The 26,144-nt window shown below is 73.5% G+C and carries 18 protein-coding genes; 11 read left to right on the top strand and 7 right to left on the bottom strand.

The features are described 5' to 3' along the window. The first annotated feature begins 1 nt into the window (after window position 1). Window positions 2-697 (top strand): hypothetical protein, encoded by a 696-nt coding sequence (locus tag VMV22_08635; protein ID HUY22395.1) that lies wholly within the window; start codon window positions 2-4, stop codon window positions 695-697. 105 nt (window positions 698-802) lie between these two features. On the opposite strand, the gene VMV22_08630 is transcribed toward VMV22_08635, so the two are convergent. Both VMV22_08630 and VMV22_08625 read right to left on the bottom strand, forming a co-directional pair. Further along, window positions 803-1,489 (bottom strand): response regulator transcription factor, encoded by a 687-nt coding sequence (locus VMV22_08630; GenBank protein HUY22394.1) that lies wholly within the window; start codon window positions 1,487-1,489, stop codon window positions 803-805. Then, window positions 1,490-2,977, bottom strand: coding sequence for an ATP-binding protein (locus VMV22_08625; GenBank protein HUY22393.1), 1,488 nt, complete (start codon window positions 2,975-2,977; stop codon window positions 1,490-1,492). It lies immediately after the preceding gene. A gap of 177 nt (window positions 2,978-3,154) precedes the next feature. Between VMV22_08625 and VMV22_08620 the strand changes: the two genes are divergently transcribed. Continuing rightward, entirely contained in the window at window positions 3,155-4,348 is a 1,194-nt protein-coding gene (locus tag VMV22_08620) for a universal stress protein (GenBank protein HUY22392.1), read from the top strand. Between the two features lie 46 nt (window positions 4,349-4,394). Here the strand turns inward: VMV22_08620 and VMV22_08615 are convergent, their stop codons facing one another. Then, the gene (locus VMV22_08615; protein HUY22391.1) at window positions 4,395-6,326 is read right to left on the bottom strand and encodes a PAS domain S-box protein; all 1,932 of its coding nucleotides are present in this window, start codon (window positions 6,324-6,326) and stop codon (window positions 4,395-4,397) included. 94 nt (window positions 6,327-6,420) lie between these two features. After that, a complete protein-coding gene (locus VMV22_08610; protein ID HUY22390.1) occupies window positions 6,421-9,159 on the bottom strand; it encodes a bifunctional [glutamine synthetase] adenylyltransferase/[glutamine synthetase]-adenylyl-L-tyrosine phosphorylase in 2,739 nt (912 codons plus the stop codon). Window positions 9,160-9,262: 103 nt separating this feature from the next. Here VMV22_08610 and VMV22_08605 point away from each other — a divergent pair, with 103 nt between their 5' ends. The 3 genes from VMV22_08605 (at window position 9,263) to VMV22_08595 (ending at window position 13,024) form a co-directional block, all read left to right on the top strand. Next, the gene (locus tag VMV22_08605; GenBank protein HUY22389.1) at window positions 9,263-11,149 is read left to right on the top strand and encodes an NAD+ synthase; all 1,887 of its coding nucleotides are present in this window, start codon (window positions 9,263-9,265) and stop codon (window positions 11,147-11,149) included. Further along, window positions 11,142-11,888, top strand: coding sequence for a hypothetical protein (locus VMV22_08600; protein ID HUY22388.1), 747 nt, complete (start codon window positions 11,142-11,144; stop codon window positions 11,886-11,888). Before VMV22_08605 ends, VMV22_08600 begins: the two co-directional genes overlap by 8 nt. Before the next feature lie 197 nt (window positions 11,889-12,085). Continuing rightward, window positions 12,086-13,024 carry a sigma-70 family RNA polymerase sigma factor gene (locus VMV22_08595; protein ID HUY22387.1) on the top strand — a complete coding sequence of 313 codons (939 nt, stop codon included), beginning with the start codon at window positions 12,086-12,088 and terminating at the stop codon, window positions 13,022-13,024. Between the two features lie 153 nt (window positions 13,025-13,177). Here the strand turns inward: VMV22_08595 and VMV22_08590 are convergent, their stop codons facing one another. From VMV22_08590 to VMV22_08580, 3 genes are read right to left on the bottom strand one after another with little or no spacing between them, the layout of a single operon-like run. Continuing rightward, on the bottom strand, window positions 13,178-13,975 hold the full coding sequence (locus tag VMV22_08590) for an HAD-IB family hydrolase (protein ID HUY22386.1): 798 nt from the start codon (window positions 13,973-13,975) through the stop codon (window positions 13,178-13,180). A gap of 47 nt (window positions 13,976-14,022) precedes the next feature. Next, a complete protein-coding gene (locus VMV22_08585) occupies window positions 14,023-14,685 on the bottom strand; it encodes an NAD-binding protein (protein ID HUY22385.1) in 663 nt (220 codons plus the stop codon). Continuing rightward, entirely contained in the window at window positions 14,682-15,368 is a 687-nt protein-coding gene (locus VMV22_08580) for a TrkA family potassium uptake protein (protein ID HUY22384.1), read from the bottom strand. Before VMV22_08580 ends, VMV22_08585 begins: the two co-directional genes overlap by 4 nt. A 130-nt stretch (window positions 15,369-15,498) precedes the next feature. Between VMV22_08580 and VMV22_08575 the strand changes: the two genes are divergently transcribed. The 6 genes from VMV22_08575 (at window position 15,499) to VMV22_08550 (ending at window position 26,091) form a co-directional block, all read left to right on the top strand. Beyond that, a complete protein-coding gene (locus VMV22_08575) occupies window positions 15,499-17,916 on the top strand; it encodes an amino acid permease (protein ID HUY22383.1) in 2,418 nt (805 codons plus the stop codon). Between the two features lie 196 nt (window positions 17,917-18,112). Beyond that, window positions 18,113-20,461, top strand: a complete 2,349-nt coding sequence (locus VMV22_08570; protein HUY22382.1) for a sodium-translocating pyrophosphatase — start codon at window positions 18,113-18,115, stop codon at window positions 20,459-20,461. Window positions 20,462-20,581: 120 nt separating this feature from the next. Continuing rightward, entirely contained in the window at window positions 20,582-23,524 is a 2,943-nt protein-coding gene (gene topA, locus VMV22_08565; GenBank protein ID HUY22381.1) for a type I DNA topoisomerase, read from the top strand. Further along, window positions 23,521-24,183 carry a dTMP kinase gene (gene tmk, locus VMV22_08560; GenBank protein ID HUY22380.1) on the top strand — a complete coding sequence of 221 codons (663 nt, stop codon included), beginning with the start codon at window positions 23,521-23,523 and terminating at the stop codon, window positions 24,181-24,183. The genes topA and tmk overlap by 4 nt, the downstream gene beginning before the upstream one ends. Further along, window positions 24,153-25,304 carry a hypothetical protein gene (locus VMV22_08555; protein ID HUY22379.1) on the top strand — a complete coding sequence of 384 codons (1,152 nt, stop codon included), beginning with the start codon at window positions 24,153-24,155 and terminating at the stop codon, window positions 25,302-25,304. The genes tmk and VMV22_08555 overlap by 31 nt, the downstream gene beginning before the upstream one ends. Before the next feature lie 394 nt (window positions 25,305-25,698). After that, entirely contained in the window at window positions 25,699-26,091 is a 393-nt protein-coding gene (locus tag VMV22_08550) for a hypothetical protein (protein HUY22378.1), read from the top strand. Window positions 26,092-26,144 lie beyond the last annotated feature (53 nt).

The following is a 26,144-nucleotide window of genomic DNA, read 5'->3' as shown; positions in this document are numbered from 1 at the left end:
GATGCCCGAGGCCCGCGTCCGGGATCGGGGTGCCTTGCACGTCTACCTGGGCTCGGCACCGGGCGTGGGGAAGACGTACGCCATGCTCAGCGAGGGGCGGCGCCTGTCCTCGGCGGGGGTCGACGTGGTGGCGGGGTGGGTGGAGACACACGGCCGGGTCGACACCGGCGCCATGCTCTCCGCCTGCGAGCGGGTGGCGCCCGTGCCGGTCGCGCACCACGGCTCGACGTTCGACGAAATGGACGCCGACGGCATCACAGCGCGCCGGCCGGCCGTGGTGCTCGTCGACGAGCTGGCCCACACCAACGTGCCCGGGTCCCGGCGCGAGAAGCGCTGGCAGGACGTCGACGCGCTCCTCGCCGTGGGGATCGGCGTGATCACGACGCTGAACGTCATGCACATCGAGAGCCTCTCGGCGTCGATCGAGCGGATCACCGGCGTCCTCCCCCACGAGACGGTGCCCGACGCCTTCGTCTCCTCGGCCGACCGCATCGACCTCGTCGACGTCAGCCCCGAGGTGCTCCGGCGGCGGGTGGAGGAGGGGAGCGTGGTCGCCCCGGAGGCGTCGGCTGCGGCGCTGGGCGGCCTGTTCAACGCCTCGACCCTCGCCGCGCTGCGGGACCTGGCGACGCGCTGGCTCGACATCCGCGGCCTGCTGGTTCCCCCCGTGACCTCCTCGTTCCTCGACGCGCCGTGACGAGGACGGAGACGGGGACGGTGTGATCGACGCGCCGTGACGAGGACGGAGACGGGGACGGTGTGATCGGGTGCCGTGACGAGAAACGGCGAGGGTGTGATCGGGTCAGGCGCCGCCGTCCACGAGCTGGTAGCCCACACCCGGGTGGGTGCGCAGGAAGCTGCCGTGCTCGTCGCCGAGCTTGCGGCGCAGGCGGTAGGCGTACACGCGCAGGTACTGCGTCTCGGTGCCGTAGTGGGGGCCCCACACGTGCTCGAGGATCATGCGGTGCGTGCAGATCTTGCCGGCGTGGCGGGCGAGGTAGGCGAGCAGGGAGAACTCGCGGGTGGTGAGCTCGACCGCCGCTCCCGCCAGGCGTGCCTCGTGGTGGACGAGGTCGAGCTCGAGCGGGCCCACGGTAAGGTGCTTGGCCTCCTCGTCGTCGCGCCCGGTGGCACGGTGGCGCAGGGCGACGCGCAGCCGGGCCTCGAGCTCGCCCATGCCGAAGGGCTTGGTCATGTAGTCGTCGGCGCCGCCGTCGAGCGAGGCGATCTTGCGGTCCTCGGTGCCGTCGGCGGAGAGCACGATCACCGGCACCTCGCTCCACTGGCGGATCCGCCGGCACACGTCCATGCCGTCGAGGTCGGGCAGGCCCAGGTCGAGGACGATGACATCGGGCGCGCCCACGGCGGCCCGGGAGATCCCCTGCTCCCCGGTGGTCGCCACCTGGACGTCGTAGCCGAGGGCGCCCAGGCCGATGCGCAGCACCCGCAGCAGCGCCTGGTCGTCGTCGACGGCGAGGACCCTGACCATTCAGGGGACCACGGCGGCGACGGGCGCGACCGGCAGGGTGAAGATGAAGCGCGCCCCGCCGCCGGGCGCGTCCTCCACCCAGATGTCCTGCCCGTGGGCGGCGACGAAGGCCCGGGCGATGGCGAGACCCACCCCGGTCCCACCGCTCGCCCCGCCCCGGGTGAACGTCAGGAAGACGTTGGCGCGCTCGGCGCGGGGGATGCCCGGCCCCTTGTCCTCCACCACGACGTGGACGAGGCCGTCCTCGTGCCGCCCGGCCGACACCGTGACGGCGGTGCCCCGCGGCGCGTGGCGCACGGCGTTGTCGAGGAGGTTGGCGAGCACCTGCCCGATGAGCAGATGGTCCACGTCGACGAGCGGCAGGTCGGCGGGGATCCGCAGCGTCACCTCGGCGTCGTCCATGACGTGGCCGAGGCCGCGCCGCGCCTCGGTGACGAGGTCGACGACGGCGATGGGCTGGTTTCGCAGCTCGAGCGCGCCGGCCTGCACCCTCGACAGGTCCAGCAGGTTGGTCACGAGGCGGTCGAGGCGGTCCGCCTGGGAGTCGATGAGCTCGAGCAGCTCGGCGCGCTGCTCGGGCGCGACCTCGACGTCGGGGTTGCGCATGGTGGACGCCGACATCTTGATCGTCGCCAGCGGGGTGCGCAGGTCGTGCGAGACCGCACCCACGAGCGCCCGCTGGAGGCGGTCGACCTCCTCGAGCAGCTCGGTGCGCAGGGCCTGCTCGCGCAGTTGGGCGCGCTCGAGCGTGAGGGCCATGTGGTTGGTGAACGTCCGCAGCAGCTCCTGCTCGTGCGGGCTGAGCGCGGCCCCGCGGATCCGCAGCAGGCCGACCGGCCGGCCCGTGGCCGTGAGGGCCACGGTCTGGGCGCGGTCGTGGCGCGACCCGTCGCCCGCAGCGCCCAGGCTGGTGGGGACCCCGGGCGCCGGGGCCACGCGGCGCAGCTCGGCGTCGGAGATGGGCTCCCCGGCCGACGCCACGACGTCCAGCTTGCTCCCCACGGGCAGGACGAGGGCCACGCTGCGCAGACCGAAGGCGTCGTGGACGGTGGACACGATGAGCTCGAGCACCTCGGGTAGGGGCCGGTCCTCGATGAGGAGGTCGGTGAGCTCGAACAGGCGCTGGATACCCTGCTCGCGCTGACCGGCCTCGGCGCGTGCGGCATCGAGGCGGGCAACCAGACTCGCCACGAGCACCATCACCGCGGCGTACACACCCAGTGCCACCCAGTTCTCCGTGGCTCCCACCGACAGCGTGTAATAGGGCGGGATGAACACCAGGTCGTACACGAGGAAGCCGGTGACCACGCCGACGACGCCCGCCGCGAACCCTCCCACCACCACACCGGTTACGACCGGGACCACGAGGACGAGGGCGGTGGTGGCGATGCTGACGTGGCTGCGCAGCGGCACCATGACGGCGACGAGCACCCCCATGACGGCGAGCGCGGCGATCGAGCCCATCACCGCGCGCCGTGTCGTGCCCATCGGTCCTACCTTCTGCCCCTCGACCGTCCACGTTACCGGCGCCGCGCACCGGCTCCCCGCGCACCGGCTCCCCGCGCACCGGCTGCCCGCGAACCGGCTGCCCGCGAACCGGCTGCCCGTGAACCGGCTGCCCGTGAACCGGCGCAGCACGGGCCGGGCACCGGGCACAATGGGCCGATGAGCGACGAGGCGGACCGGTCCCACCCCGGGCACGCCGGACGACGGACGGGTGGCGAGGCGGTCGAGCCCGACGCCGTGGGCCCCACGGGCCGGTTCCGCATCTACCTGGGCGCCGCAGCGGGTGTGGGGAAGACCTTCGCCATGCTCGACGAGGGGTGGCGGCGCCACCGCCGCGGCGCGGACGTCGTCGTCGGCTTCGTCGAGACCCACGGGCGCCCCCGGACCGCCGAGCTCATCCGCGACCTGGAGGTGGTGCCCCGCCGGGTGGTCTCCTACCGCGGCACCCAGTTCGAGGAGATGGACGTCGACGCCGTCCTGGCCCGCACGCCCGCCCTGGCACTGGTGGACGAGCTCGCCCACACGAACGTCCCGGGCTCGGGGCGCAACGACAAGCGCTGGCAGGACGTCATCGAGCTGCTCGACGCCGGGATCGCCGTGATCACCACCGTCAACGTGCAGCACCTCGAGAGCATCGCCGACGCCGTGGAGCGCATGACGGCCACCCGGGTGCGCGAGCGCGTGCCCGACTGGGTCGTGCGTCGCGCCGACCAGCTCGAGCTCATCGACTCCTCACCCGAGGCGCTGCGGCGGCGGATGGTGCACGGCAACATCTATCCGGCCGAGAAGGTGCCCGAGGCGCTCACGCACTTCTTCCGCACCGAGAACCTGGTGGCGCTGCGAGAGTTGGCGCTGCGCTTCGTGGCCGACCAGACCGAGGACGAGCTGCTCGCCTACCTCCACGAGCGCCACCCCGACGCCGTCTGGGAGACGAGGGAGCGCATCATGGTGGCGGTCACCGGGGCGCACGGCACCGACGCCGTCATCCGTCGTGCGGCGCGCATCGCGGCCCGGACCAAGGCCGACCTGCACGCCGTGCACATCGTGGCGGCCGAGCAGAGCCGCCGGGGCGGGCCCGCCCTCGAGGCGCTGCACCAGCTGGTCGACGACCTCGGCGCCGAGTGGCACGAGCTGAACCGCGACGACCCGGCGCGCGCCCTGGTCGACTTCGCCCGTGAGAACCAAGTCACCCAGATCGTCATGGGCTCGAGCCGTCGGAGCCGCTGGGAGGAGCTCACCAAGGGGTCGGTGGTCCAGCGCGTGCTGCGCTTCGCGGCCGACTGCGACGTCGACGTCCACGTCATCGCCCGGCGCGACGTGGACCTGGCGGAGGTGCCCGAGCCGGCCGAGTAGCGGCCAGGCGGTGCTCTCGGGGGCGCGCGGCGGCGCACCCCTCGGGTCAGGGTGCGAACGGCACCCGCCAGCGCAGCCGTGTCCCCCGCTCGTCAGCGGGCCCGACCGTCATCGAGCCGCCGCGCGCCTCGGCGCGGGTCCGGAGGTTGGCGAGGCCGCTCGACCGGGTGGTGTCCCCGATGCCGTCGCCGTCGTCGGTGATGGTGATCGACAGCTCGTCGTGGGCGTCGACACGGACCTCGACCCGGGTGGCGTTGGCGTGGCGCGCCGTGTTGGACAGCGCCTCGCGCACGACCGCCAGCACGTCGGGGACGAGCTCCTGGGAGACCTTGGTGTCCACGGGGCCGTCGAATTGCAGGCGGGGCTGGAAGCCCAGGGCGGGGACCGCGGCTGCGGCCACGTCGAGGATGCGCGAGCGGGCGCTCGCTTCGCCCTTCTCGGTGGCCCGCAGTGACAGCGAGAAGATGGTCGAGCGCACGTCGCGGATGGTGGCGTCGAGCTCCTCGACGGACTCGCCGATCCGGTCGAGCACGGCGGGGTCGGTGATCGAGTGCGTGGCGGCCTGCAGCGACATGCCGACGGCGAAGAGCCGCTGGATGACGTGGTCGTGGAGGTCCCGGGCGATGCGCTCGCGGTCACCGATGAGGGCGAGCTGCTCCCGGTCGGACTGGGCGCGGTCGAGCTCGATGGCGAGCCCGGCCTGCTGGCCGAAGCTCTCCACGACGCGGATCTCCTCGGGGCTGAAGGGGGCGTTGCCGGCGAGGCGCACCACACCGAGGACGCCGCCGACCCCGTGGGCCGTGTCGATGGGGGCCACGAGGATGGGCCCGATGCCGCGGGAGGCGGCGAGGCCCTGGTCGATGCCGATGGCGGCCGACGGGTCGTCGATCGCGATGGAGCGGTTGGACGTGAACACCCGGCCCTGCAGCGAGCCCTCCAGGGGGACGAGGTCGCCCCGGTACTCCTCGACGGGCGCCCCGTGGGCGGCGATCACCTCGAGCATGGTGTCGTCGTCGGCGACCACGCTGACGGTGATGCCGTCGGCGTCGGCGAGCTCGGACACCCGCCGGGCGATCAGCGCCAGCCACTCGTCGAGGTCGCCCCCGCCGAGCATCGACAACCGGACCTCGGAGATGGCGCCCAGCCAGCGTTCGCGGCGCTGGCCGTCGACGAGGAGGCGGCGCAGCTCGCGCTCGGCGCGCTTGCGCACGGAGATGTCGCGCATCACCGCCGACATCCCGGTGGGCCGGCCCGACGGGTCACGCACGAGCGACAGGGACTCGGCCACCTCCACCTGGCCCCCGTGCCTGTCGAGGCGCAGGGTGTCGCGGGTCGGGATGTGCACGCCCCCGCGCGCCCGGGCCATCTGCTCCTCCACCTCGGCGCGCAGCCCCTCGGGGACCAGGCGCCACACCGGCCGGCCGATGACCTCGTCGGCGCGGTAGCCGAGCAGGCGCTGGGCCCCGGGATTCCAGCTCGTGATCGTGCCGTTCAGGTCGGTCGACACGATGGCGTCGTCGGTCGACGACACGATGGCCGCCAGCCGCGCCTGCGCGTCCCATTCGGCACGCCGCCCCGTCAGGTCCCGCACGGCGGCCAACGTCAGGGCCCGCTCGGGCATACCGAGCGGGGCGAGGCTGATGTCGACGGGGAACTCGGTCCCGTCGAGGCGCGTGGCCCACAGCTCGACGGCCGCCCCCATGGGGCGCTGGCTGGAGCTGGCCATGTACGAGGACCGGTGCCGGGCGTGGCCGGCCCGGAGCCGCTCGGGGACGAGGACGTCCACCGCCACCCCCTGCAGCGCGCCGGGAGGGTAGCCGAACATGGCCTCGGCGCCGGGGTTGGCCGCCACGATCTGCCCCGCTGCGTCCACGACCAGCGCAGCGTCCGGCATGAGGCGGAGCACCGCGCCCACGAGCTCGTCGGGCGTGGCGTCCGGGTCGCGGGCACGCTCGACGTCCTGCTTGCGGGTCGCCATGGTGCTCAGGACCGGCCTGACGTCTGCACTGTCCGCATGCTAACGCCGGCACCCGTGCGCTCGTCTGTCCGCAGGGTGCCCTCCGGGACCGGGTTCAGGCGTCCTCGATGCCGTAGAAGGCCCGCTCGACCACGCGGCGGGCCCGCCGCGTGACCCGGCGGTAGTCGTCGCGCAGGTGCGCCGGGGTCGTGCCCAGGCTCCGGGCGAGGCGGGACAGCTGGTGGGCCTGGGTGGGGAGCGCGTCGCCCGGCGAGGTGCCGCCGGGGAGGGCGCCCACCAGGTGCCAGCGGTTGCGGGTCCGCTCGCAGAAGCGGTAGGCGTCACGCAGGGCGTCGACGTCGGCGGGCGCCAGGGCACCGTCGGCCGCGAGGGCCTCGAGCGCGGTCATGGTGCTCGTCTCGGCGAGGCCGTGCCGCAGCTGCAGCAGCTGCACCGTCCACTCCACGTCCGACAGCGACCCGCGCCCGAGCTTCAGATGGAATTGGGGGTCGTCGCGCGCCGGGATGCGCTCGCGCTCCATGCGGGCCTTCATGCGACGGATGGCGGCCACGTCGGCGTCGGTGAGCGGTGGGTCCCACACGAAGTCGCGTGCCAGCGCCATGAAGCGCGCCCCGAGCTCGCGGTCGCCGGCGACGACCCGGGCGCGCAGCATGGCCTGGCGCTCCCAGGTCTGGGCCCAGCGCTCGAAGTAGGCGGCGTAGCCGTCGAGGTCGCGCGCCAGGCGGCCCTGGCCGCCTTCGGGCCGCAGCCCGAGGTCGACGGCCGCCACCCGCTGCGCCGGGCTCGGCCCGTGCATGAACCGCAGCAGTGCCTCGGCCACGGTCTCCCCGGCCGCGTCCCCGGCGCCGTCGTAGACGAGCAGCACGTCGAGGTCGCTGGCATAGGCCATCTCGCCACCGCCGAGGCGGCCCATGCCCACGATCGAGAACGGCATGTCGGGTTGCACCACCTCGAGGGCGACCTCGAGGAGCGCCTCGCCCAGTTCGGCCAGCGCCTGGCCGGTGGCGACGATGTCGGCCACGTCGAGCAGGTCGCGCGCGGCGATGCGCACGTGCTGGTCCTGGCGGATGCGCACCAGCTGGGCCCGGCGCCACGTCTCGTCGTCGTCGCGACGCAGGCGCTCCCCGGCCTCGGCCACGAGCACCGGGCGCGGTGTCGGGGCCAGCGCCTCGTCGTCGCCGATGGTGGCGATCAGCTCGGGGTTGCGCTCGATGGCCTCGGCGAGGATCAGGCTCGACCCGAGCAACAGGCACAGGCGCCGGGCGGCCTCCGAGGACTCCCGGAAGGTGGAGACGACCAGCGACCGCTGGTGGGCGCCGAGGGTCAGGTTGCGCAGCCCCAGGAGGCCGAGGTCGGGGTCGGGCGCGAGCGACAGCCAGTCGAGCAGCAGCGGCAGCAACTGGGCCATGAGCCGCGAGCTGCGCGTCAGGCCGCCCGCCAGTTCCTCGACGGCGGCGCGGGTGCGGGCCACGTCGGCGAAGCCGAAGGCGTCGAGTCGCCGGGCCACGGCGTCGGCCGACATGACCGTTCCCACCCCGCCGTCCTCGCCGGTGGTCTCCACGGTGGCGAACGCCTCGAGCAGGGGGCGGAAGAAGAGCCGCTCGTGGATCGCCCGGACGTCGCGCTGGCACCGGCGCAGCTCGTCGTCGAACCGCGCCACGGCGGGTGCCGAGGGATCGTCCTCGAACCCCATGACGAGCGCCAACCGTCGGCGGGCGACAGGATCGGCGGGGACCGAATGGGTCTGCTCCTCCTCGACGAGCTGGAGCCGGTGCTCGACGGTGCGCAGGAACCGGTAGGCGCGGGCCAGCACGGTGGCGTCCCCCCGGGCCACGTAGCCGGCGTCGGCCAGGTCGTCGAGCGCCCCGAGGGTCGAGCGGTCCCGGATGCCGGGGTCGTTGCGGCCGTGCACCAATTGCAGCAGCTGTACGGCGAATTCGATGTCGCGGATCCCGCCCGGACCGCGCTTGATCTCGCGTCCGGTGAGGCCGCGGCCGGCGACCAGCCCCTCGGCGCGCGCCTTCATCGACCGGACCGCCGCGATCTCGTCGGCGCTGTAGTTCCGTCCCCAGACCTGCTCGTGGGCGGCGCGCTCGAACTCGCCGCCGAGCCCGGCGTCGCCGGCCACGGCGCGGGCCTTCAGCAGTGCCTGGAACTCCCAGGTGGCGGCCCACCGGTCCCAGTAGGAGCGGTAGCCGTCGAGCGACCGGGTGAGTGGGCCGGCGCGGCCCTCGGGTCGCAGGTCGGCGTCGACGCGGAACGACAGCCGGGCGATCCGCAGGACGCGGCGCGCCACGTCCTCGTCGGGGCCGCGCCGCGTGACGAACAGCACGTCGACGTCGCTGGCGTAGTTGAGCTCGCGGCCACCGAGCTTGCCCATGCCGATCAGGGCGAGTGTCGTGCCGTCAGCGGCCGGTTCGTCGAGGGCGAGGGTCACCGCCGCCTGCAGGACGTCCTGGGCGAGGTCGGCCAGCGCCGTCCCGACGGCGTCGAGCGAGTCCATGCCGAGCAGGTCGCGCGCCGCGATGCGCAACAGCTCCAGGCGCTTGGAGCGGGCCAGGGCCTCGGGGCTCGACGCGTCGACGGGGCCCGGCCGGTCCAGCGCGTCGAGGACGTCGAGGGCGTCGGGGTCCGCCACGCACAGCCGGCCCAGGGAATTGCTGGCGCCCACCACGCGCACCAGCGCGACCGCCCGGGCGGTCGGGCCCGCCGGTGACGCCATGTCCTCGACGACCCCGGCGCGCTCCTCGGCGAGCCGTCGCAGGACGGCGAGAGCGGCGTCGGGCGCGGCCGAACGCTCGGCGAGGGCCTCCACCGCCTGGGGCACCGTCATGGCCCGGGCCTGCCGGTCACCTACGTGCTCGTCGGAGTGGCGCCGTTCCCACGACCGCAGCATGCCAGGCGGCGTGCGCGGGGGCCGCCGATAGGATTCGGCCGTGTCCCACCTTCGTGTGGCGCTGTGCCAACTCGACACGGTCGTCGGGGAGGTCGACGGCAATGCCGAGCGGATCATCGAGCACCTGGCCCGCGCCGAGGCCGACGGGTCCGACGTGGCCGCCTTCCCGGAGCTCGCCATCACGGGGTACCCCCCTGAGGACCTCTTGTTCAAGCCGGCGTTCGTCGCCGACAACCTGGCGGCGATCCACCGGGTGGCGTCGGCGACGGCCGCGTGCGTGGCGATCGTGGGGTTCGTGGACGTGGCCGGGCACGACGACGTCGGGGACGCCGTCACCCACGCGTCGGGCGCCGGAACCGTGGCGCGCGAGGCGGCGATCCGCGGCGCCCCCCGGCGGCTCCGCAATGCTGTGGCGGTGTGTGCGGGCGGCGCGGTGCGCGGCGTGTACCACAAGCGCCGGCTCCCGAACTACGGCGTCTTCGACGAGGAGCGCTGGTTCGCGCCGGGGACGGCGGGCTTCGAGCTCTACGAGATCGCCGGGGTGCCCGTGGGCGTGTCGATCTGCGAGGACCTGTGGTTCCCCGACGGGCCCGTGCGCGCCCAGGCCTCGGGGGGCGCCCGCCTGGTGGTGAACGTCAACGCGTCGCCGTTCTCGATCGGGCGGCGGTCCGACCGGCTGGCCGTGTCCCGCCAGCGGGTGGCCGAGGCGGGCTGCGCCATCGCCTACGTCAACCAGGTCGGCGGCCAGGACGAGCTGGTCTTCGACGGCGGCTCCTTCGTCATGGACCGCACCGGGGAGGTCGTCGCCGCGGCCGAGGGGTTCGCCGAGACGGTGCTCGTGGTCGACGTGCCCGTGCCGTCCGACGGCCCCGGCCCCGGCCCCGGCCTGCCGACGGTCCTCGTGAGCGCGGCGCGGCGCGACCCGGCGATCCGGGCCGCACCGCCGGTGCCGGCCCCCCTCGACGAGGAGGCGCAGGTCTACGAGGCCCTGGTGCTGGGCACGCGCGACTACCTGCGCAAGAACGGCTTCACCGACGCCGTGGTGGGCCTGTCGGGGGGCATCGACTCCTCCCTGGTGGCCGCGGTGGCCGTCGACGCGCTCGGGGCCGCCCACGTCCACGGCCTGGCGATGCCGTCGCGCTATTCGAGCCCCGGCTCGGTCACCGATGCCACCGCCCTGGCCGACCACCTCGGCATCGACCTCCGTACGGTGCCGATCGAGGCCGCCCACGAGGCGCTGGCGGGGCTCATCGGCACCGCCCTCGGCGAGGTGCCCACCGGGCTCACCGACGAGAACCTGCAGTCGCGCATCCGCGGCGTCCTGCTCATGGCGGTGTCCAACGCCCGCGGGTGGATCGTGCTCACCACGGGCAACAAGAGCGAGCTCGCCACCGGGTACTCCACGCTCTACGGCGACTCAGCCGGCGGCTTCGCCGTCATCAAGGACGTCCCCAAGACCCTCGTGTACCGCCTGTGCCGCTACCGCAACGCCAGCGCGGGAGCCGACGTCATCCCCGCGTCGGTGCTCGTCAAGCCGCCATCGGCCGAGCTGCGCCCCGACCAGCGCGACGACCAGAGCCTCCCGCCCTACGACGTCCTCGATCCGCTGCTCGACGCGCTGGTGCTCCACGACCGGTCGATCGCGGACGTGGCGGGCGCCGGCTACGACCCGGCGCTGGTGGCGCGCGTCGCCGCGCTCGTCGACCGCGCCGAGTACAAGCGACGCCAGTCCCCGCCGGGCGTCCGCATCACGGCCAAGGCGTTCGGCAAGGATCGTCGCATGCCCATCACCAACCGGTACCGGGACCACGCGCCGGCGACCGTCGTCCCGCCGGCCCCTGCCGCCACCGCCACCGCCACCGCGGCCGGCGCCGCCCCCGCGGGGGCAACAGTCGGCGCCGAGGACGAGGGGGTCGGCGGTGCGTGACCGCTTCGAGGCCGCCGCCCAGGCGCTCGGCGGCGGCCCCTTCGGGGGTGGGGCGTTCGGGGGCCGGGCGCTGTCGCTCGACGCCCAGGCGCGCGTGGTGGGTGCCTACCAGTGGATGGAGCGCCGGCTGTTCGAGGTGCTCGGGTCCTGGGCCGGCAACGAGCCCGTGCCCGAGGCCCAGGTGCTGTTCGACGTGACCGCCCAGCAGCACGCGTGGCATGCCGAGCTCTTCGCCGAGCGCCTCCCGGCACTCGACTCGGTGGACGCCGCCACCCTGACCGTGCCGCCGAGCGTCGAGGTCGACCGCATGTTCGCCGCCCTGGCGGGGGCGCTGCGCCCGGGCGAGGGCGAGCCCGCCGCCGGTGACGGCACCCTCATGGGTCGGGGCCCGGGGTCGGGGGCGCCGTCGGGTGGCACCCTGCTTCGCCTCGTCGGCCTGGGCCGGGTGGTGCTGCCCCGGCTCGTGGCCGGGTACGGCTTGCACCTGCGGCGCGTGTCGCTCGTGGCCGAGGCCCCCACCGGTCGGGCCCTACGCCTGGTGCTGCGCGACGAGGTCGAGCAGTGGCAGGCGGTCGAGACGCTCACCCAGGCGCTGCTGCGACGGCCCCACGACATCGCCGTGGTCACGGGCCACCAGCAGCACCTCGAAGGGCTGGTGGCCGAGACGGGCGCCGGGCTGGTGCCCTGGCCGGAGGGCGCCGGCGCTCTTGATGGGCCCGCCGGCCCGCCCCCTGCCTGACCAGGCACGGCCCGACCGGCCCCGGACGGGGCCGTGGGGAGGTCGGGGCCTTGACTCCGCCGGTAAACTGTCATCCACAGGCGTGCTGTGTCCGTGCCCCTGGACGCCGGTCGCCCCGGTCCCAGCCGCAGGCCACAGCTGAAGGCTCTCGACCACCGGCAGGGAGCGCCGGATGGTTCCGACGAAGGGTTGAGACGTTGGCGAAGGAGCGCGTCGAGCGCGACGAGGAAGATCTGGTCCGGCTCTACCTGACCGACATCGGGCAGTACCCCCTTCTGACCAAGGACGACGAGGTCCGCCTGGCCCAGACCATCGAGGGCGGCCGGGAGGCCGAGCTCGACCTCGCCACCAAGATCAAGGACCTCACCCCGGCCAAGCGCCGCGAGATGAAGCGCAAGATCCAGACCGGCGAGCAGGCCCAGCAGACCTTCGTGCAGTCCAACCTGCGGCTGGTGGTGTCCATCGCCAAGAAGTACCAGGCGTCGGGGCTCCCCCTGCTCGACCTCATCCAGGAGGGGAACCTGGGCCTGATGCACGCCGTGGAGAAGTTCGACTGGCGCAAGGGTTTCAAGTTCTCCACCTACGCGACATGGTGGATCCGCCAGGCGATCACCCGCGGCATCGCCAACACCGGCCGCACCATCCGGCTGCCCGTGCACGCCGGCGACACCCTGGCCCGCGTGCAGAAGGCCCAGGCGCGCCTGGAGCTCAAGCTGGGCCGCCCCGCCACCCTGGCCGAGCTCGGGGCCGAGGTGGAGATGCCCGAGGACAAGCTCATCGAGGCCCTGCGCTTCCGGGCCGAACCGCTGTCGCTGTCCGAGCCCCTGCGTGAGGACGGGGACGCCGAGCTGGGCGACGTGGTGGAGGACCGGTCAGCGGAGTCGCCCTTCGAGGTGGCCGCCACGTCGCTCCTGCCCGACGAGATCAACCGGCTCCTGTCGCCGCTCGACGAGCGCGAGCGCGAGATCCTGCGGCTGCGCTTCGGCCTCGACCGCGGCGAGCCGCGCACGCTCGAAGAGGTGGGCGAGCACTTCAACCTCACCCGGGAGCGGATCCGCCAGATCGAGGCCCGGGCCATGTCGAAGCTGCGTCACCCCTCGTCGGACACCGGCGCCCGCGACCTCTTGACGGTCTGAGGCCCGCCGTCGGCGGGTGCGCACCACCCTGGCCAGGGCCTGTGTGCACCGTCACCACCCCTGGGTAGGATCCCTGACGTGAAGAAGCTGCTGATCCTCGCCGTCCTGGTCGCCCTCGGACTCGTCGCCGCCCGGCGCCTGCGCGAGGCCTGATCACCCCGCGGCGCGGGGCGTCCTGTGCCCGTGCCGCCTCACCAGCACCGCAGCACCGGTGGCGGCGAGCGCCACGCCGGTCAGCGCGGCCGCCGTCGGGAGATTGGGGACGGGCACCCGGTCGCGTAGGCGCACGGGCCTCGTGAACTGCAGGGCCTCCCAGCCGCGGTCGCGCGCCAGGCGGGCGAGCACGCGGTCGGGGTTCACCACCACCGGGTGGCCGACGGCCTCGAGCATGGGGACGTCGGTGTACGAGTCGCTGTAGGCGTAGGACGCCGCCAGGTCGATCCCCTCGAACTGGGCCAGGTCGCGTATGGCCTCCGCCTTGAACGGCCCGTAGGCGTAGAAGGCCATCTCCCCCGTGTAGCGCCCGTCGAGGTCGACCACGGCCCGGCTGGCGATGGCGCCGTCGACGCCGAGGTACTCGGCCAGGGGCTGCACGATCTCCTCGGGCGAGGCGGACACGAGGTAGGTCTTGCGGCCCGAGGCGTGGTGCTGCTCCAGCAGCTCGAGCGCCTCGGCGTAGATGATGGGCTCGACCACGTCGTCGAGCGCCTCGCGCACGATGCGCGACACCTCGCCCTGGTCCCAGCCGCGGGTGAGCTTCAGGACCGATTCACGGATGCGGGCCAGCTTCTGCTCGCTCGCCCCGAGGTGCAGGTACACGAGCTGCGACGTCAGGGCCCGGACGACGGTGGCGCGCGAGATGAGGCCGCCCCGGTAGAAGTGGTGGCCGAACGCCGCCATCGACGCCCTGGCGATGATGGTCTTGTCCAGGTCGAAGAATGCCGCCTCCATCGCCCGGAATTGTACGGGGGCGGCACCGCCTGCCCGGACCGAGCCGCTCAACCCCCGACGAGCAGCTGCTGGACCGCCTCCTCGGCCTCACCGGTGACCAGGACCATGACCTCGTCGCCGGGGCTCAGCACCGTGTCCCCGCGCGGGACCACCAACCGGTCGTGGCGGACCACCGCCACCACCGTGGCGTCGCGCGGCAGCTCGAGCTCGGCCAGTGAGCTCCCCGCCGCGGGCGAGCCCTCGGCCAGGGTCACCTCGACGAGGTGGGCGTTGCCCCCCTCGAACTGCAGCAACCGTACGAGCGACCCGACGGACACGGCCTCCTCGACGAGCGCGGTGAGCAGCTGCGGTGTCGACACGGAGATGTCCACGCCCCACGACTCGTTGAACAGCCACTGGTTGCTCGGATGGTTGACCCGGGCGATCACCCGGGGCACGGCGAATTCCTGTTTGGCCAGCAGCGAGATCACGAGGTTGTCCTCGTCGTCACCGGTAGCGGCCACGGCCACGTCGACGAGGGCCATCCCGGCGGCGTCGAGGGAGCTGACCTCGCAGGCGTCCGCGGCCACGACGGTCACGTCGACCGTATGGCGCAGCCGCTCGACGACGTCGGGGTCCTTCTCGATGAGCAGGACCTCGTGACCGTTGGCCGCCAGGTCCTGGGCGATGGCCGTCCCGACGTTGCCGGCGCCGGCGATGGCGACCTTCACGCCGTGCCCCCGGGACGGCCGTCGGAGACGGGGGCACCGCCGTCGAAGACACGTTCGAGCTCTTCGATGGAGGGCTTCAGCACGGCGACGTGCAGGATGTCGCCCTCCTGGCCCACGAGGTCGGTGACCTCCAGGCGCGGCACGCCCGCCCGGGTCACGGCCACCAGCGTGGCCTTCGCTCCCATGCCGAGGTCGCGCAGCGCCTTGCCCGCCCACGTTTCGGGCAGCACCCGCTCGACGAGGACGAGCTGGCCCGAGGCATCGGTCCACTCCCCGGTCACCACCGAGGGAAGGAGCCGGCGCAGCACCTGGTCGATCGTCCAGGTGACGGTGGCCACCGTGGGGATCCCGAGTCGCTGGTAGATCTCGGCGCGCCGGGGGTCGTAGATACGGGCCACCACGTTGGGGATGCCGTAGTTCTCGCGGGCGATGCGGGCGGTCAGGATGTTCGAGTTGTCCCCGCTCGTCACCGCCGCCAGGGCACCCGCCTGCGCGGCGCCGGCGCGGTCGAGGTCCTCGCGGTCGAACCCCGAGCCCAGCACGGTCGTTCCGGGCCAGTCGGCCGGGAGGCGGCGGAACGCCCGGGCCTGCTTGTCGATCACGGACACGGTGTGGCCGTGCTCTCCCAGCCGGAGGGCGAGCCCCGACCCGACCCGCCCGCAACCGACGATGACGACGTGCACCGCACCATGCAACACGGCCTCACCCCGGCGGGCAACACGGCCTCACCCCGGCGGGCACCACGGCCTCACCCCGGCGGGCGACACGGCCGCCGGATCGGGGCCGCTCCCGGGGATGTGATTGGCTGAAGGCGTGAGCGATGTGCCCGCAGCGGGGGAGACCGACCCCGGCACGCCCGTGGCGGGGGCCCCGGCCCTCCCGCACCGCCCGAAGGGGCGCGACGTCGCCCCCTCGGCCCTCCCCTCGCCCGACGCCGTCGACCTCCCGGAGAACGCGCGCTACCGGCTGAAGAACGCCGTGCTGGGGCCGCCGCTGGCCACCGAACGCCAGGCGGTGGAGCGCCTGGGCAAGCCCACGGCGCTGGCCGTGTTGTCGTCGGACGTCATCTCGTCCTCGGCGTACGCCACCGAGCAGATCCTGTTCCAGCTCGTGCCGTGGATCGGCATCGCGGCCTTCTCCCTCGTGGTCCCGGTCAGCATCGCCGTGGTCCTCGTCCTGATCTTCGTCACCTTGTCGTACCTCGAGGTCGTGAAGGTCTATACGAAGGCCGGCGGCGCCTACGTGGTGGCGCGTGAGAACTTCGGCCTGAACATCGCCCAGATCGCCGCGGTGGCGCTCCTCATCGACTACACGCTCACCGTGGCGGTGTCGGTGGCCGCCGGCGTCGCCGCGCTGACATCGGTCTTCCCCAACCTGACCGGCGCCACGGTGGAGATCGCCATTGGCTTCGTCGTCCTGATCGCCTACGGCAACCTGCGCGGGGTGCGCGAGGCGGGGCGCACCTTCGCGGTGCCGACGTTCTTCTTCATCGCCAACATGGTGCTGCTCATCGTCATGGGCACGGTGAAGGCGGTCCTCGGGCAGCTCCACGCCCATCCGCTGCACCAGGCCGGGGGGATCGCGGTGGGCCACCGCGGCACGGGGCTCCTCCTGGGCGCGTCGCTGTTCGTCGTCATGAAGGCGTTCGCCTCCGGAGGCTCGGCATTGACGGGCACCGAGGCCATCTCCAACGGCGTGAGCATCTTCCGCCCCCCGGAGTCCCGCAACGCCCGCATCACCCTGGTGGTCATGGCCGTCATCCTGGGGTCGCTCGTCCTCGGCGTCGCCGGGCTGGCCGCCGTCGTCCACCCGGTCCCCTTCAGGGCGGGGACCCCGACGGTGCTGGCCCAGGTGGCCAAGTACGTCTACGGCCCGGGTGCCTTCGCCCACGTGCTGTTCGTGCTCCTGCAGGCGGGGACCATGCTGATCCTCGTCCTGGCGGCCAACACGAGTTTCACGGGCTTCCCGTTCCTGGCGAGCTTCGCGGCCGACGACTCGTACCTGCCGCGCCAGCTCACCCGGCGCGGGCACCGCCTGGTGTTCTCGACGGGGATCATCGTCCTCACGGTGGCGTCGATCGTGCTGCTGCTCGTCACCGGGGCCCACGTGGACAGCCTCATCCCGCTCTACGCCATCGGCGTCTTCACGGGCTTCACCATGGCCGGGGCGGGGATGGTGAAGCACCACCTCACCTACCGCGAGCCGCACTGGCGGCGCGGGGCGGCCATCAACGGCACCGCGGCCGTGCTGTCGTTCGTCGTCGACCTGATCTTCGCCACCACCAAGTTCACCGAAGGGGCCTGGGTGGTGGTGCTGCTCATGCCCCTCGGCGTGCTCGTGCTGCTGCGCCTGCACCGGCAGTACACCAAGGAGGACGAACAGCTCGAGGAAGGAGCCGCCGCCGCGTGCGAGGCCCCGGTGCTCCGGCGCCACATGGTGCTGGTGCTGGTGGACCGCCTGGACCTGGCCACGGCGCGCGCCGTGCAGTACGCGCGCACGCTGTCGCCCGACGAGCTGCGCGCCGTGCACTTCGCCGTCGACCCGCGCGACGCCGCCGCCCTGGAGCACGACTGGAGCCGCCTGGGGCTCTCGCGGCTGCCGCTCGACATCATCGAGTGCCCCGACCGGCGCCTCGCCCGCGCCGCGCTCGAGCTGGCGGCGCAGAGCACGAGCGACGGCAACACCGAGCTCACCGTCCTGCTGCCCCGGCGCGGTTTCGCAGCGGGGTGGCGCCGGCTCCTGCACGACCGCAGCGCCGACCGCATCGCGGCGGCGGTCGGCCACCTGCCGCACGTCAACGCCACCATCGTGCCCTTCCAGCTGACCGGTGGATGGCACCGCCCGACCCGCCGCGGCCTGCCCCGGGCGGCCGCCCCCCGCCCGACGCGCATGGCGCCTCGCCTGGGCGACGTGCTCGGCCCGACGGTGGACGGGACCACCCCGATCGGCGAGGCCCAGTGGCGCCAGCGGGTGCGGGTGGCGGGCCGGGTGCGGGCCGTCAGGGTCCCCACCGGCGGGGCCACCGCCAACCTGGAGTGCACCCTGGTCGACGGCAGCGGGGCCATCCTGCTGGTCTTCCAGGGCCGGCGGCGCATCCCCGGGATCCAGCAGGGCGCGCGCCTGGTGGCGCAGGGCATGGTCGGCGCCTGGGAGGGGCGTCTGGCGATCCTGAACCCCGACTACGAGCTCATCGCCGGGCCCGACACCGCGCCGGTCGACCTCGGCGTCTGACCGGCCCGCCGGGGAGCCGTCGGGCGAGCTTCCTTGCCCGTTGTCGCGTGGAGTCGGTATCGTCAGCCCCCGTTCTCCGGGGGAGCGTCTCGTCCCGAGACGCGTCCGACCTGGAATCCGACAACCGACCGAACCCGCCTCGCCCGCCGAGGCTCGCCCCGGGGCCTCGGGCCCATATGAAGGGAGCAGCAGGCACATGACCCACTTCCTCGCCGCCGAAGGGGGGTACCAGGGCTTCGTCCTGTCGAGCACCGAGAAGGTATGGCTGGTCGTCGCCCTGGTCGCCGCGGTCTTCGGCCTCGTCGTGGGCCTGGTCCTGATGCGGGGCGTCCTGCGCGCCGACCAGGGCACGACCAAGATGAAGGAGATCGCCGCCGCCATCCAGGAGGGGGCGGTGGCCTTCCTCCGGCGCCAGTTCCGGGCCATCGCGCTGGTGCTCGTGCCCCTGGCGATCCTGATCTTCTTCACCGCCACCAAGGTGACCCGCCCCAACGGCACGACCGCGCTGTCGTTCGCCAGCGCCGGGGGCTTCCGGGTCCTGTGCTTCTTGTTCGGAGCCTCGCTGTCGGGGCTCACCGGCTTCATCGGCATGAGCCTGGCGGTGCGGGGCAACGTCCGCACCGCCGCCGCCGCCCGCGACGGCAAGCTGCCCGGGGCCCTGCGGGTGGCCTTCCGCACGGGGGCGATCACCGGCATGCTCTGCGTCGGCCTCGGCCTGCTCGGCGCCACCGTCATCGTGTTCGCCTTCCAGAACTCGGCCACGGCGGTGCTTGTCGGGTTCGGGTTCGGCGCATCGCTCATCGCCCTGTTCATGCGAGTCGGGGGCGGGATCTTCACCAAGGCGGCCGACGTGGGCGCCGATCTCGTCGGCAAGGTCGAGGCGGGCATCCCCGAGGACGACCCCCGCAACGCCGCCACCATCGCCGACAACGTGGGCGACAACGTGGGTGACTGCGCCGGCATGGCGGCTGACCTGTTCGAGTCCTACGTCATCACCATCGTGGCCGCCATCATCCTCGGGTTCGCGGCGTTCCGGTCGCTCGGCGGATCGTTCGCCGCCCACTCGGCGCGCGCCGTGGTCTTCCCCCTCATCGTGCCCGCCATCGGCATCGTGGCCTCGGCCGTCGGCGTGTACGTCGTGCGCGCCCGGCCGAAGGACAAGAGCGCCATGGCCCCCATCAACCGCGGCTTCTGGACCGCGGCGGCCCTCACGATCCTGGGTGCGGGCCTGGTAGCGGGCCTCTACCTCCACTACATGAAGGCGTTCTACGCCGTGCTCACCGGTGTCGTCCTGGTGCTGGTGGCCAGCCAGATCACCGAGCACTTCACCTCGACCGAGCGCAACCCCGTCCACGAGATCGCCGAGTCCGCCCGCACCGGCCCGGCCACGACCACCCTGGCCGGCATCGCCATCGGGCTCGAGTCCACGGTGTGGGCCATCATCGCCATCGCCCTCGCCATCGGCGTGTCGGTGTGGCAGGCCAACGGGAACATCGAGCTCAGCCTCTACCTGGTGTCGCTGACGGGCATCGGCATGCTCTCCACGGCGGGCATGGTGGTGTCCGAGGACAGCTTCGGGCCGGTCTCCGACAACGCCGCCGGCGTGGCGGAGATGTCCGGTGAGTTCACCGGCGAGGCCGAGCGTGTCATGGTGAGCCTCGACGCCGTGGGGAACACCACCAAGGCCATCACCAAGGGTGTGGCCATCGGGTCGGCCGTCATCGCCTCGGTGTCGCTCTTCGGCTCGTTCGTGGAGACCATCGTCACCCAGCTCGGCCTGCACGTGACCCCCGCCAAGCTGTTCTCCGACCCGCACACGCAGATCAACGTGTCGATCCCGACGACGTTCATCGGCATGCTCATCGGCGGCTCGGTGGCGTTCCTCTTCTCGTCGCTGGCCATCCGGGCCGTGGGCCGCTCGGCGGGCACCGTCGTCCAGGAGGTGCGCCGCCAGTTCCGGGAGCACCCCGGCATCATGGACTACACCGAGAAGCCCGAGTACGGCCGGGTCATCAGCATCTGCACGGCTGCCGCCCAACGCGAACTGGTCACGCCGGCGCTGCTGGCGGTGCTGACCCCGGTCATCGTCGGGTTCGGCATCAATTACTTCGCCCTCGGGGCCTTCCTGGCGGCGGCCATCCTCACCGGCCAGCTGATGGCGAACTTCCTGTCGAACTCGGGCGGCGCGTGGGACAACGCCAAGAAGTACATCGAGGACGGCCACGAGGGCGGCAAGGGGTCCGAGGCCCACAAGGCCGCCGTCATCGGCGACACCGTCGGCGACCCCTTCAAGGACACCGCCGGCCCCGCGCTCAACCCGCTCATCAAGGTGATGAACCTGGTGTCGCTGCTCATCCTCCCCGCCGTGATCACGCTGCGGCACCACACCGGGGCCCGCCTGGGCATCGCCGCGGGGGCCCTGGTGGTGCTGGCCGGCGCCATCGCCTTCTCCAAGCGCAAGTCCGAGGGCTTCGGGTCCGAGGAGCACGTCGAGCAGACCATGCCCCCGAGCGCGCCCGTCACGGCCACCGCCGTGGAGGCCTGACGCCCCCGGAGGGTAGGCTCGGTCTCCGGGTGAAAACCCTGGCCACAGGCACCGGGGACGCAACGGGTGCCGGGAGCGGTTGACACCGACGAGCGCCAGCCCGCACGCTCAACCTCGACCATGCCACCCTCCGCCCGCTCCCAGACCGCCAGTGCCCGCTCCGGGCGCAAGCCGCTCGTGATCGTCGAGTCACCGGCCAAGGCGCGCACCATCTCGGTCCTGCTGGGGCCCGACTTCGTGGTGGAGTCCTCCGTCGGCCACATCCGCGACCTGCCCCGTCGGGCCGACGAGGTGCCTGCCGCCTACAAGGGGGAGAGCTGGGCCCGCCTCGGCGTGGACGTCGACAACGGCTTCAAGCCCTTGTACGTGGTGGCCTCGGAGAAGAAGTCGGTCGTGGCCCGGCTCAAGGCCCTGCTCAAAGACGCCAGCGAGCTCTATCTCGCGACGGACGAGGACCGCGAGGGCGAGTCGATCGCGTGGCACCTCTCCGAGGTCCTGTCCCCGCAGGTGCCGGTGAAGCGGATGGTCTTCCACGAGATCACCGCGGCCGCCATCCAGCGGGCCGTGGAGGAGTGGCGCGAGCTCGACCGCCGCCTCGTCGACGCCCAGGAGGCCCGCCGCATCCTCGACCGGCTCTACGGGTACGAGGTGTCCCCCGTGCTCTGGAAGAAGGTCATGCCCCGCCTGTCGGCCGGCCGGGTGCAGAGCGTGGCCACGCGCATGATCGTCGAGCGCGAGCGCGCCCGTATGCGCTTCCGCGGCGCCACGTGGTGGGACATCGAGGGCGTCTTCGACGCGCGCGGCCAGGGCTTCGCGGCCACCCTGGTGGCCGTGGGCGGCACGACGGTGGCGACCGGTCGCGACTTCAACGAGACCGGCGAGCGCACCCGCGCCGACACCGTCCTGCTGGCCGAGGCGGACGCCGTGCGGCTGGCCCAGGGCCTCGCCGGCCGGCCCTTCACTGTCCGCTCGGTGACCGACAAGCCCTACCGCCGCTCCCCGGCCCCACCGTTCATGACCTCGACGCTGCAGCAGGAGGCCGGCAGGAAGCTGCGCTTCGGCGCGCAGCGGACCATGCAGGTGGCCCAGCGCCTCTACGAGCAGGGCTGGATCACCTACATGCGCACCGACTCCACCACACTGTCCGACGAGGCCCTGGCCGCGGCCCGGGCGCAGGCGGCCGCGCTGTACGGGCCCGAGTACGTCCCCGGGTCCCCGCGGCGCTACGAGCGCAAGGTGAAGAACGCCCAGGAGGCGCACGAGGCCATCAGGCCGGCGGGCGAGGTGTTCCGGACGCCCGACGAGGCGGGCGGCGCCCTCAACGGCGACATGCTGCGACTCTACGACCTGATCTGGAAGCGGACGGTGGCGTCGCAGATGGCTGACGCCACCGGCACGAGCGCGCAGGTGCGGTTGGTGGGCACACCGGCAGGGGGGACGCCCGCCGACGAGGCGGAGTTCGCGGCGTCGGGGACGGTGATCGGCTTCCCGGGCTTCCTGCGCGCCTATGTCGAGGGGTCCGACGACCCCGACGCCGAGTTGGCCGAGCGCGAGGTGCAACTGCCGGCGCTGGCCGAGGGCGACACGCTGTCGGCCCGCGAGCTCGAGCCGCGCTCGCACGCCACCCAGCCGCCCGCCCGCTACACCGAGGCCTCGCTCGTGAAGGCGCTCGAGGAGCTCGGGGTGGGGCGCCCGTCGACGTACGCCAGCATCCTCGGCACCATCCAGGACCGCGGCTACGTGTGGAAGAAGGGCACCGCCCTCGTGCCGTCGTTCACGGCGTTCGCCGTCGTGGGCCTGCTGGAGCGCTACTTCGGTGACCTGGTCGACTACGGCTTCACCGCCGCCATGGAGGACGATCTCGACGAGATCGCCCAGGGGGCGCGCGAGGCGCTGCCGTGGCTCACACGCTTCTACTTCGGAGGCAACGGCCACGGGCACGGGGCGCCGGGGGCGTGGGCGCCGCCGGCTGCCGCGGGTGGCCCGGCCGCCGCCGACGCTGCCCCCACCGGCGGCGTGGCGGCCGCCGACGGCCACGCCCGACGTGGGCTCAAGGAAGAGGTGGCGTCGCACCTCGGGGAGATCGACGCCCGCGAGGTCAACTCGATCCCCATCGGCGCCGACGCCGACGGGGAGCAGATGGTGGTGCGGGTCGGCCGGTACGGGCCGTACCTGCAGCGCGGCGAGGACAGGGCGTCGATCCCCGAAGACCTCCCCCCCGACGAGCTCACCGTGGAGCGCGCCGAGGAGCTGCTGGCGGCGCCGTCTGGCGACCGGTCGCTCGGCACCGACCCCGGCAGCGGGCTCGACGTGCTGGTGCGCTCGGGCCGCTTCGGCCCCTACATCCAGCTGGGACCGCTGGTCGACGGGGGCGACCGGCCCCGGACGGCGTCGCTGTTCCGGACGATGACGCCGGACGCCGTGACGCTCGAGGAGGCGCTCCAGCTGTTGCGCCTGCCCCGGACGGTCGGCACCGACCCGGCGTCGGGCGAGGAGATCCAGGCCCTGAACGGCCGGTTCGGGCCCTACGTGAAGAAGGGCACCGACACCCGCAGCCTCGACACCGAGGAGCAGCTGCTCACGGTCACCCTCGACGAGGCCCTCGCCCTCTTCGCGCAGCCGAAGACCCGCCGGGGTCGCGGGGCGGCGGCGGCGCCGCTACGAGAGCTCGGCGCCGACCCCGAGACGGGCCAACCCGTCGTCGTGCGGTCGGGCCGCTTCGGACCGTACGTCACCGACGGCACCACCAACGCGTCGCTGCGCAAGGGCGACGAGCCCGAGACGATCACCATCGAGCGGGCCGCGGAATTGCTCGCCGACCGCCGGGCGGCGGGTCCTCCGGTCAAGCGGGCCGGGCGCGCCGCCAAGGCGACCAAGAAGGCGTCGAAGTCGACCAAGGCGACGAAGTCGACCAAGGCGACCAAGGCGACGAAGAGGGTGGCCACGTCCACCAAGAAGGCCTCCGGCGCGACGAAGAGGGCGGGCGCCGCCAGGAAGACGGCGGGCGCCGCCGGCGCGGCCGTCGCCGGGGCGGCGTCGCCGGGGACGCCAGACGCCGGGTGAGCGGGCGCGGCCGGCTGATCGCCCTCGAAGGGGTGGACGGCTGCGGCAAGTCCACGCAGGCGGCGCGCCTGGCCGGCGCACTGGGGGCGTTGTCCACCGCCGAGCCCGGGTCGACGGCACTCGGGAAGGGCCTGCGGTACCTGTTCCTCGACGCCGAGCTGCCCCCGGTGTCGCCCCGCGCCGAGGCGCTCCTCGTCGCCGCCGACCGGGCGCAGCACGTGGACGAGGTGGTGGCGCCCGCGCTCGAGGGTGGGCGCTGGGTGGTGACCGAGCGCTTCTCCGGGTCGACGCTCGCCTACCAGGGCTACGGCCGGGGGCTCGACCTCGACGAGCTTCGCCGCCTGGTGGCATGGGCGGCGCGCGGGATCGCACCCGACCTGACCGTCCTGCTGGACGTGCCGGTCGCCCAGGCGCGCCACCGGCGCCAGGCGGCCGCCGCCGACCGGCTGGAACGCCTCGACGACGGCTTCCACGAGCGCGTCCACGCCGGCTACCTGGCGCTGGCGGCGGCGGACCCCGAGGGATGGGTGGTGGTGGACGGGACCGGGGACGTCGACACCGTCGCCCGCCACCTCCTGGCCGTGGTCGTCGAGCGGCTGGGCCCGACTCCGGAGCCGGCGTCAGCCCCGTGGTCCCCGCCGCCGCCGTCGTCGTCGTGAGTAGCACCCTCGACCCCGACACCCTGCCGGCGGCGTCGCTCTTCGCCGACGTGGTCGGCCAGGCCGACGCCGTGGCACACTTGCGCGCCGCGGGCCGGCGGCCCGTGCACGCGTACCTGCTCGTGGGGCAACCCGGGCTCGGGCAGCGCGCGCTGGTACGGGGTTTCGCGGCGGCATTGCTGTGCCCCCACGGCGGGTGCGGCGTGTGCGAGGTCTGCCGCCGGGCGCTCACCGGCGTGCACCCCGACCTGGTCGAGGTGGAGCGCAGTGGCGCCTTCGTGAGCGTCGACGACGCCCGCCGGGTGGTGCGCCTGGCCCAGCGGCGCCCGCTGGAAGGCCACCGCCAGGTGATCGCGGTGTCCGACATCCACCTGGCCCGCGTGGCGGCGCCGGTGCTGCTGAAGACGCTCGAAGAGCCCGCCGGCCAGACGGTCTTCGTGCTCCTCGCCGAGGCCGTTCCCGCCGAGCTCGCCACGATCGCCAGCAGGTGCGTGCGCATCGAGCTGCGCCCCGTCCCCCCCGCCGCCATGCAGGAGTGGCTCCGGGGGCAGGGCATGGCCGCCGACCTCGCTGCCGAGCTGGCCGAGGCGGCCGGGGGCAGCGTCGACCGCGCCCGGCTGCTCGCCGACGACGCCGGATTCGCCGCCCGACGGGCCCTGTGGCGGTCGGTGCCGTCGCGTCTCGACGGCACCGGGTCGGCGGCGGCGTCGCTGGCGGCGGAGCTGCTGGCGTCGGCCGAGGAGGCAGTCGAGCCCCTGCGCGCCCGGAACCGCGCCGAACTCGAGGGGCTGGGCGCAGAAGCGGAGCGGCGCGGCGAGCGCGGCGTTCCGCGTCGCAAGGATACCGAGGACCGGCACCATCGCGAGGAGCGGCGGTGGCGGATGGACGAGCTGCGTGCCGGGTTCGCGGTGCTGGCGGGTGCCTACCGCGACCGGCTGCTGGCATCGGCAGCGCCGGTGCCGGCCCGGGCCGAGGAGCGGGCCCGGGCCGAGAAGCGCGTCCGGGAGCTCGTCGGCGCGGTCGCCACCGTGGAACGGTGCTCGGCGGAGCTGGTCCGCAATCCCAACGAGACGTTGCTGCTCGAGGCGCTGCTGGTGCGCCTGTCGGCGGTCACCGGTTGATCGGCGTCGTCGGCCCTGGAAATCGTCCTGCCCAGCTGGAGGCCTTCGGCTCTGGAGCCACCCGCGGGGCGCTTCGCACGATGCGGCGTCGTGCCCGGGGGAGCGCGGCGACCTGCGGACCCGGCGGCCCCGCTGGCGGTGCGGGCGGCCCCGGGGGCCCGGGTCGGACCCGGCGACGACATATGGCCAGGTGGCGGGCAATCCCCGCCCCGCGGGACGGGACATGTCGACCTGACCGTGTGACCCGATGCCAGCCGTTCCCGGCCGGCCCGCGCTCAAGAGTTTTCCGTATGTTGCCGATTGACGTCGTGCACATGGACGTGCACCAGGAGGTGGGGCGGGCATCCGTCGCACCAGGCCCCACGGGGCTGGCTCATGGACGAGAGGAGTAGCAATGCGACGGAACAGGAAGACCCTCATTGCCGCGGTCGGGGTCGGAGCGCTGGTCCTTGCCGGCGCAGCGGCATTCACCAACAGCCTGGCGTTCAGCAACTCGAACACCACGGTCGCCTACGGGTCCGAGAACGTCACCGGGGCCACCGTGACCTCCATCAGCTACGGGCTGAGCACGGACGGCACGACCGTCAACTCGGTCACCTTCGTTGCCACCGGCGACACGAGCGGCTCGGAAGGTGACGTCGGCTTCACCACCGGTTCCGGCAACCAGCCGACGTCGGTCTGTGGCGCGGGTACCTACGACAGCGGTGCCAACACCACGACGTACATCTGCAGCGGCCTGACCCAGGCGGTCTCCGGCATCACGGCGACCGACATCGTGGTCCACTAACGGGAGCACCCGACCGGGGGTGGTGCGGGCCGTGCGCGGCCCGCACCACCCAC

The organism is Acidimicrobiales bacterium (assembly GCA_035531755.1).
GTDB lineage: Bacteria > Actinomycetota > Acidimicrobiia > Acidimicrobiales > UBA8190 > DATKSK01.
This window is presented reverse-complemented; position numbering and strand designations above follow the sequence as displayed.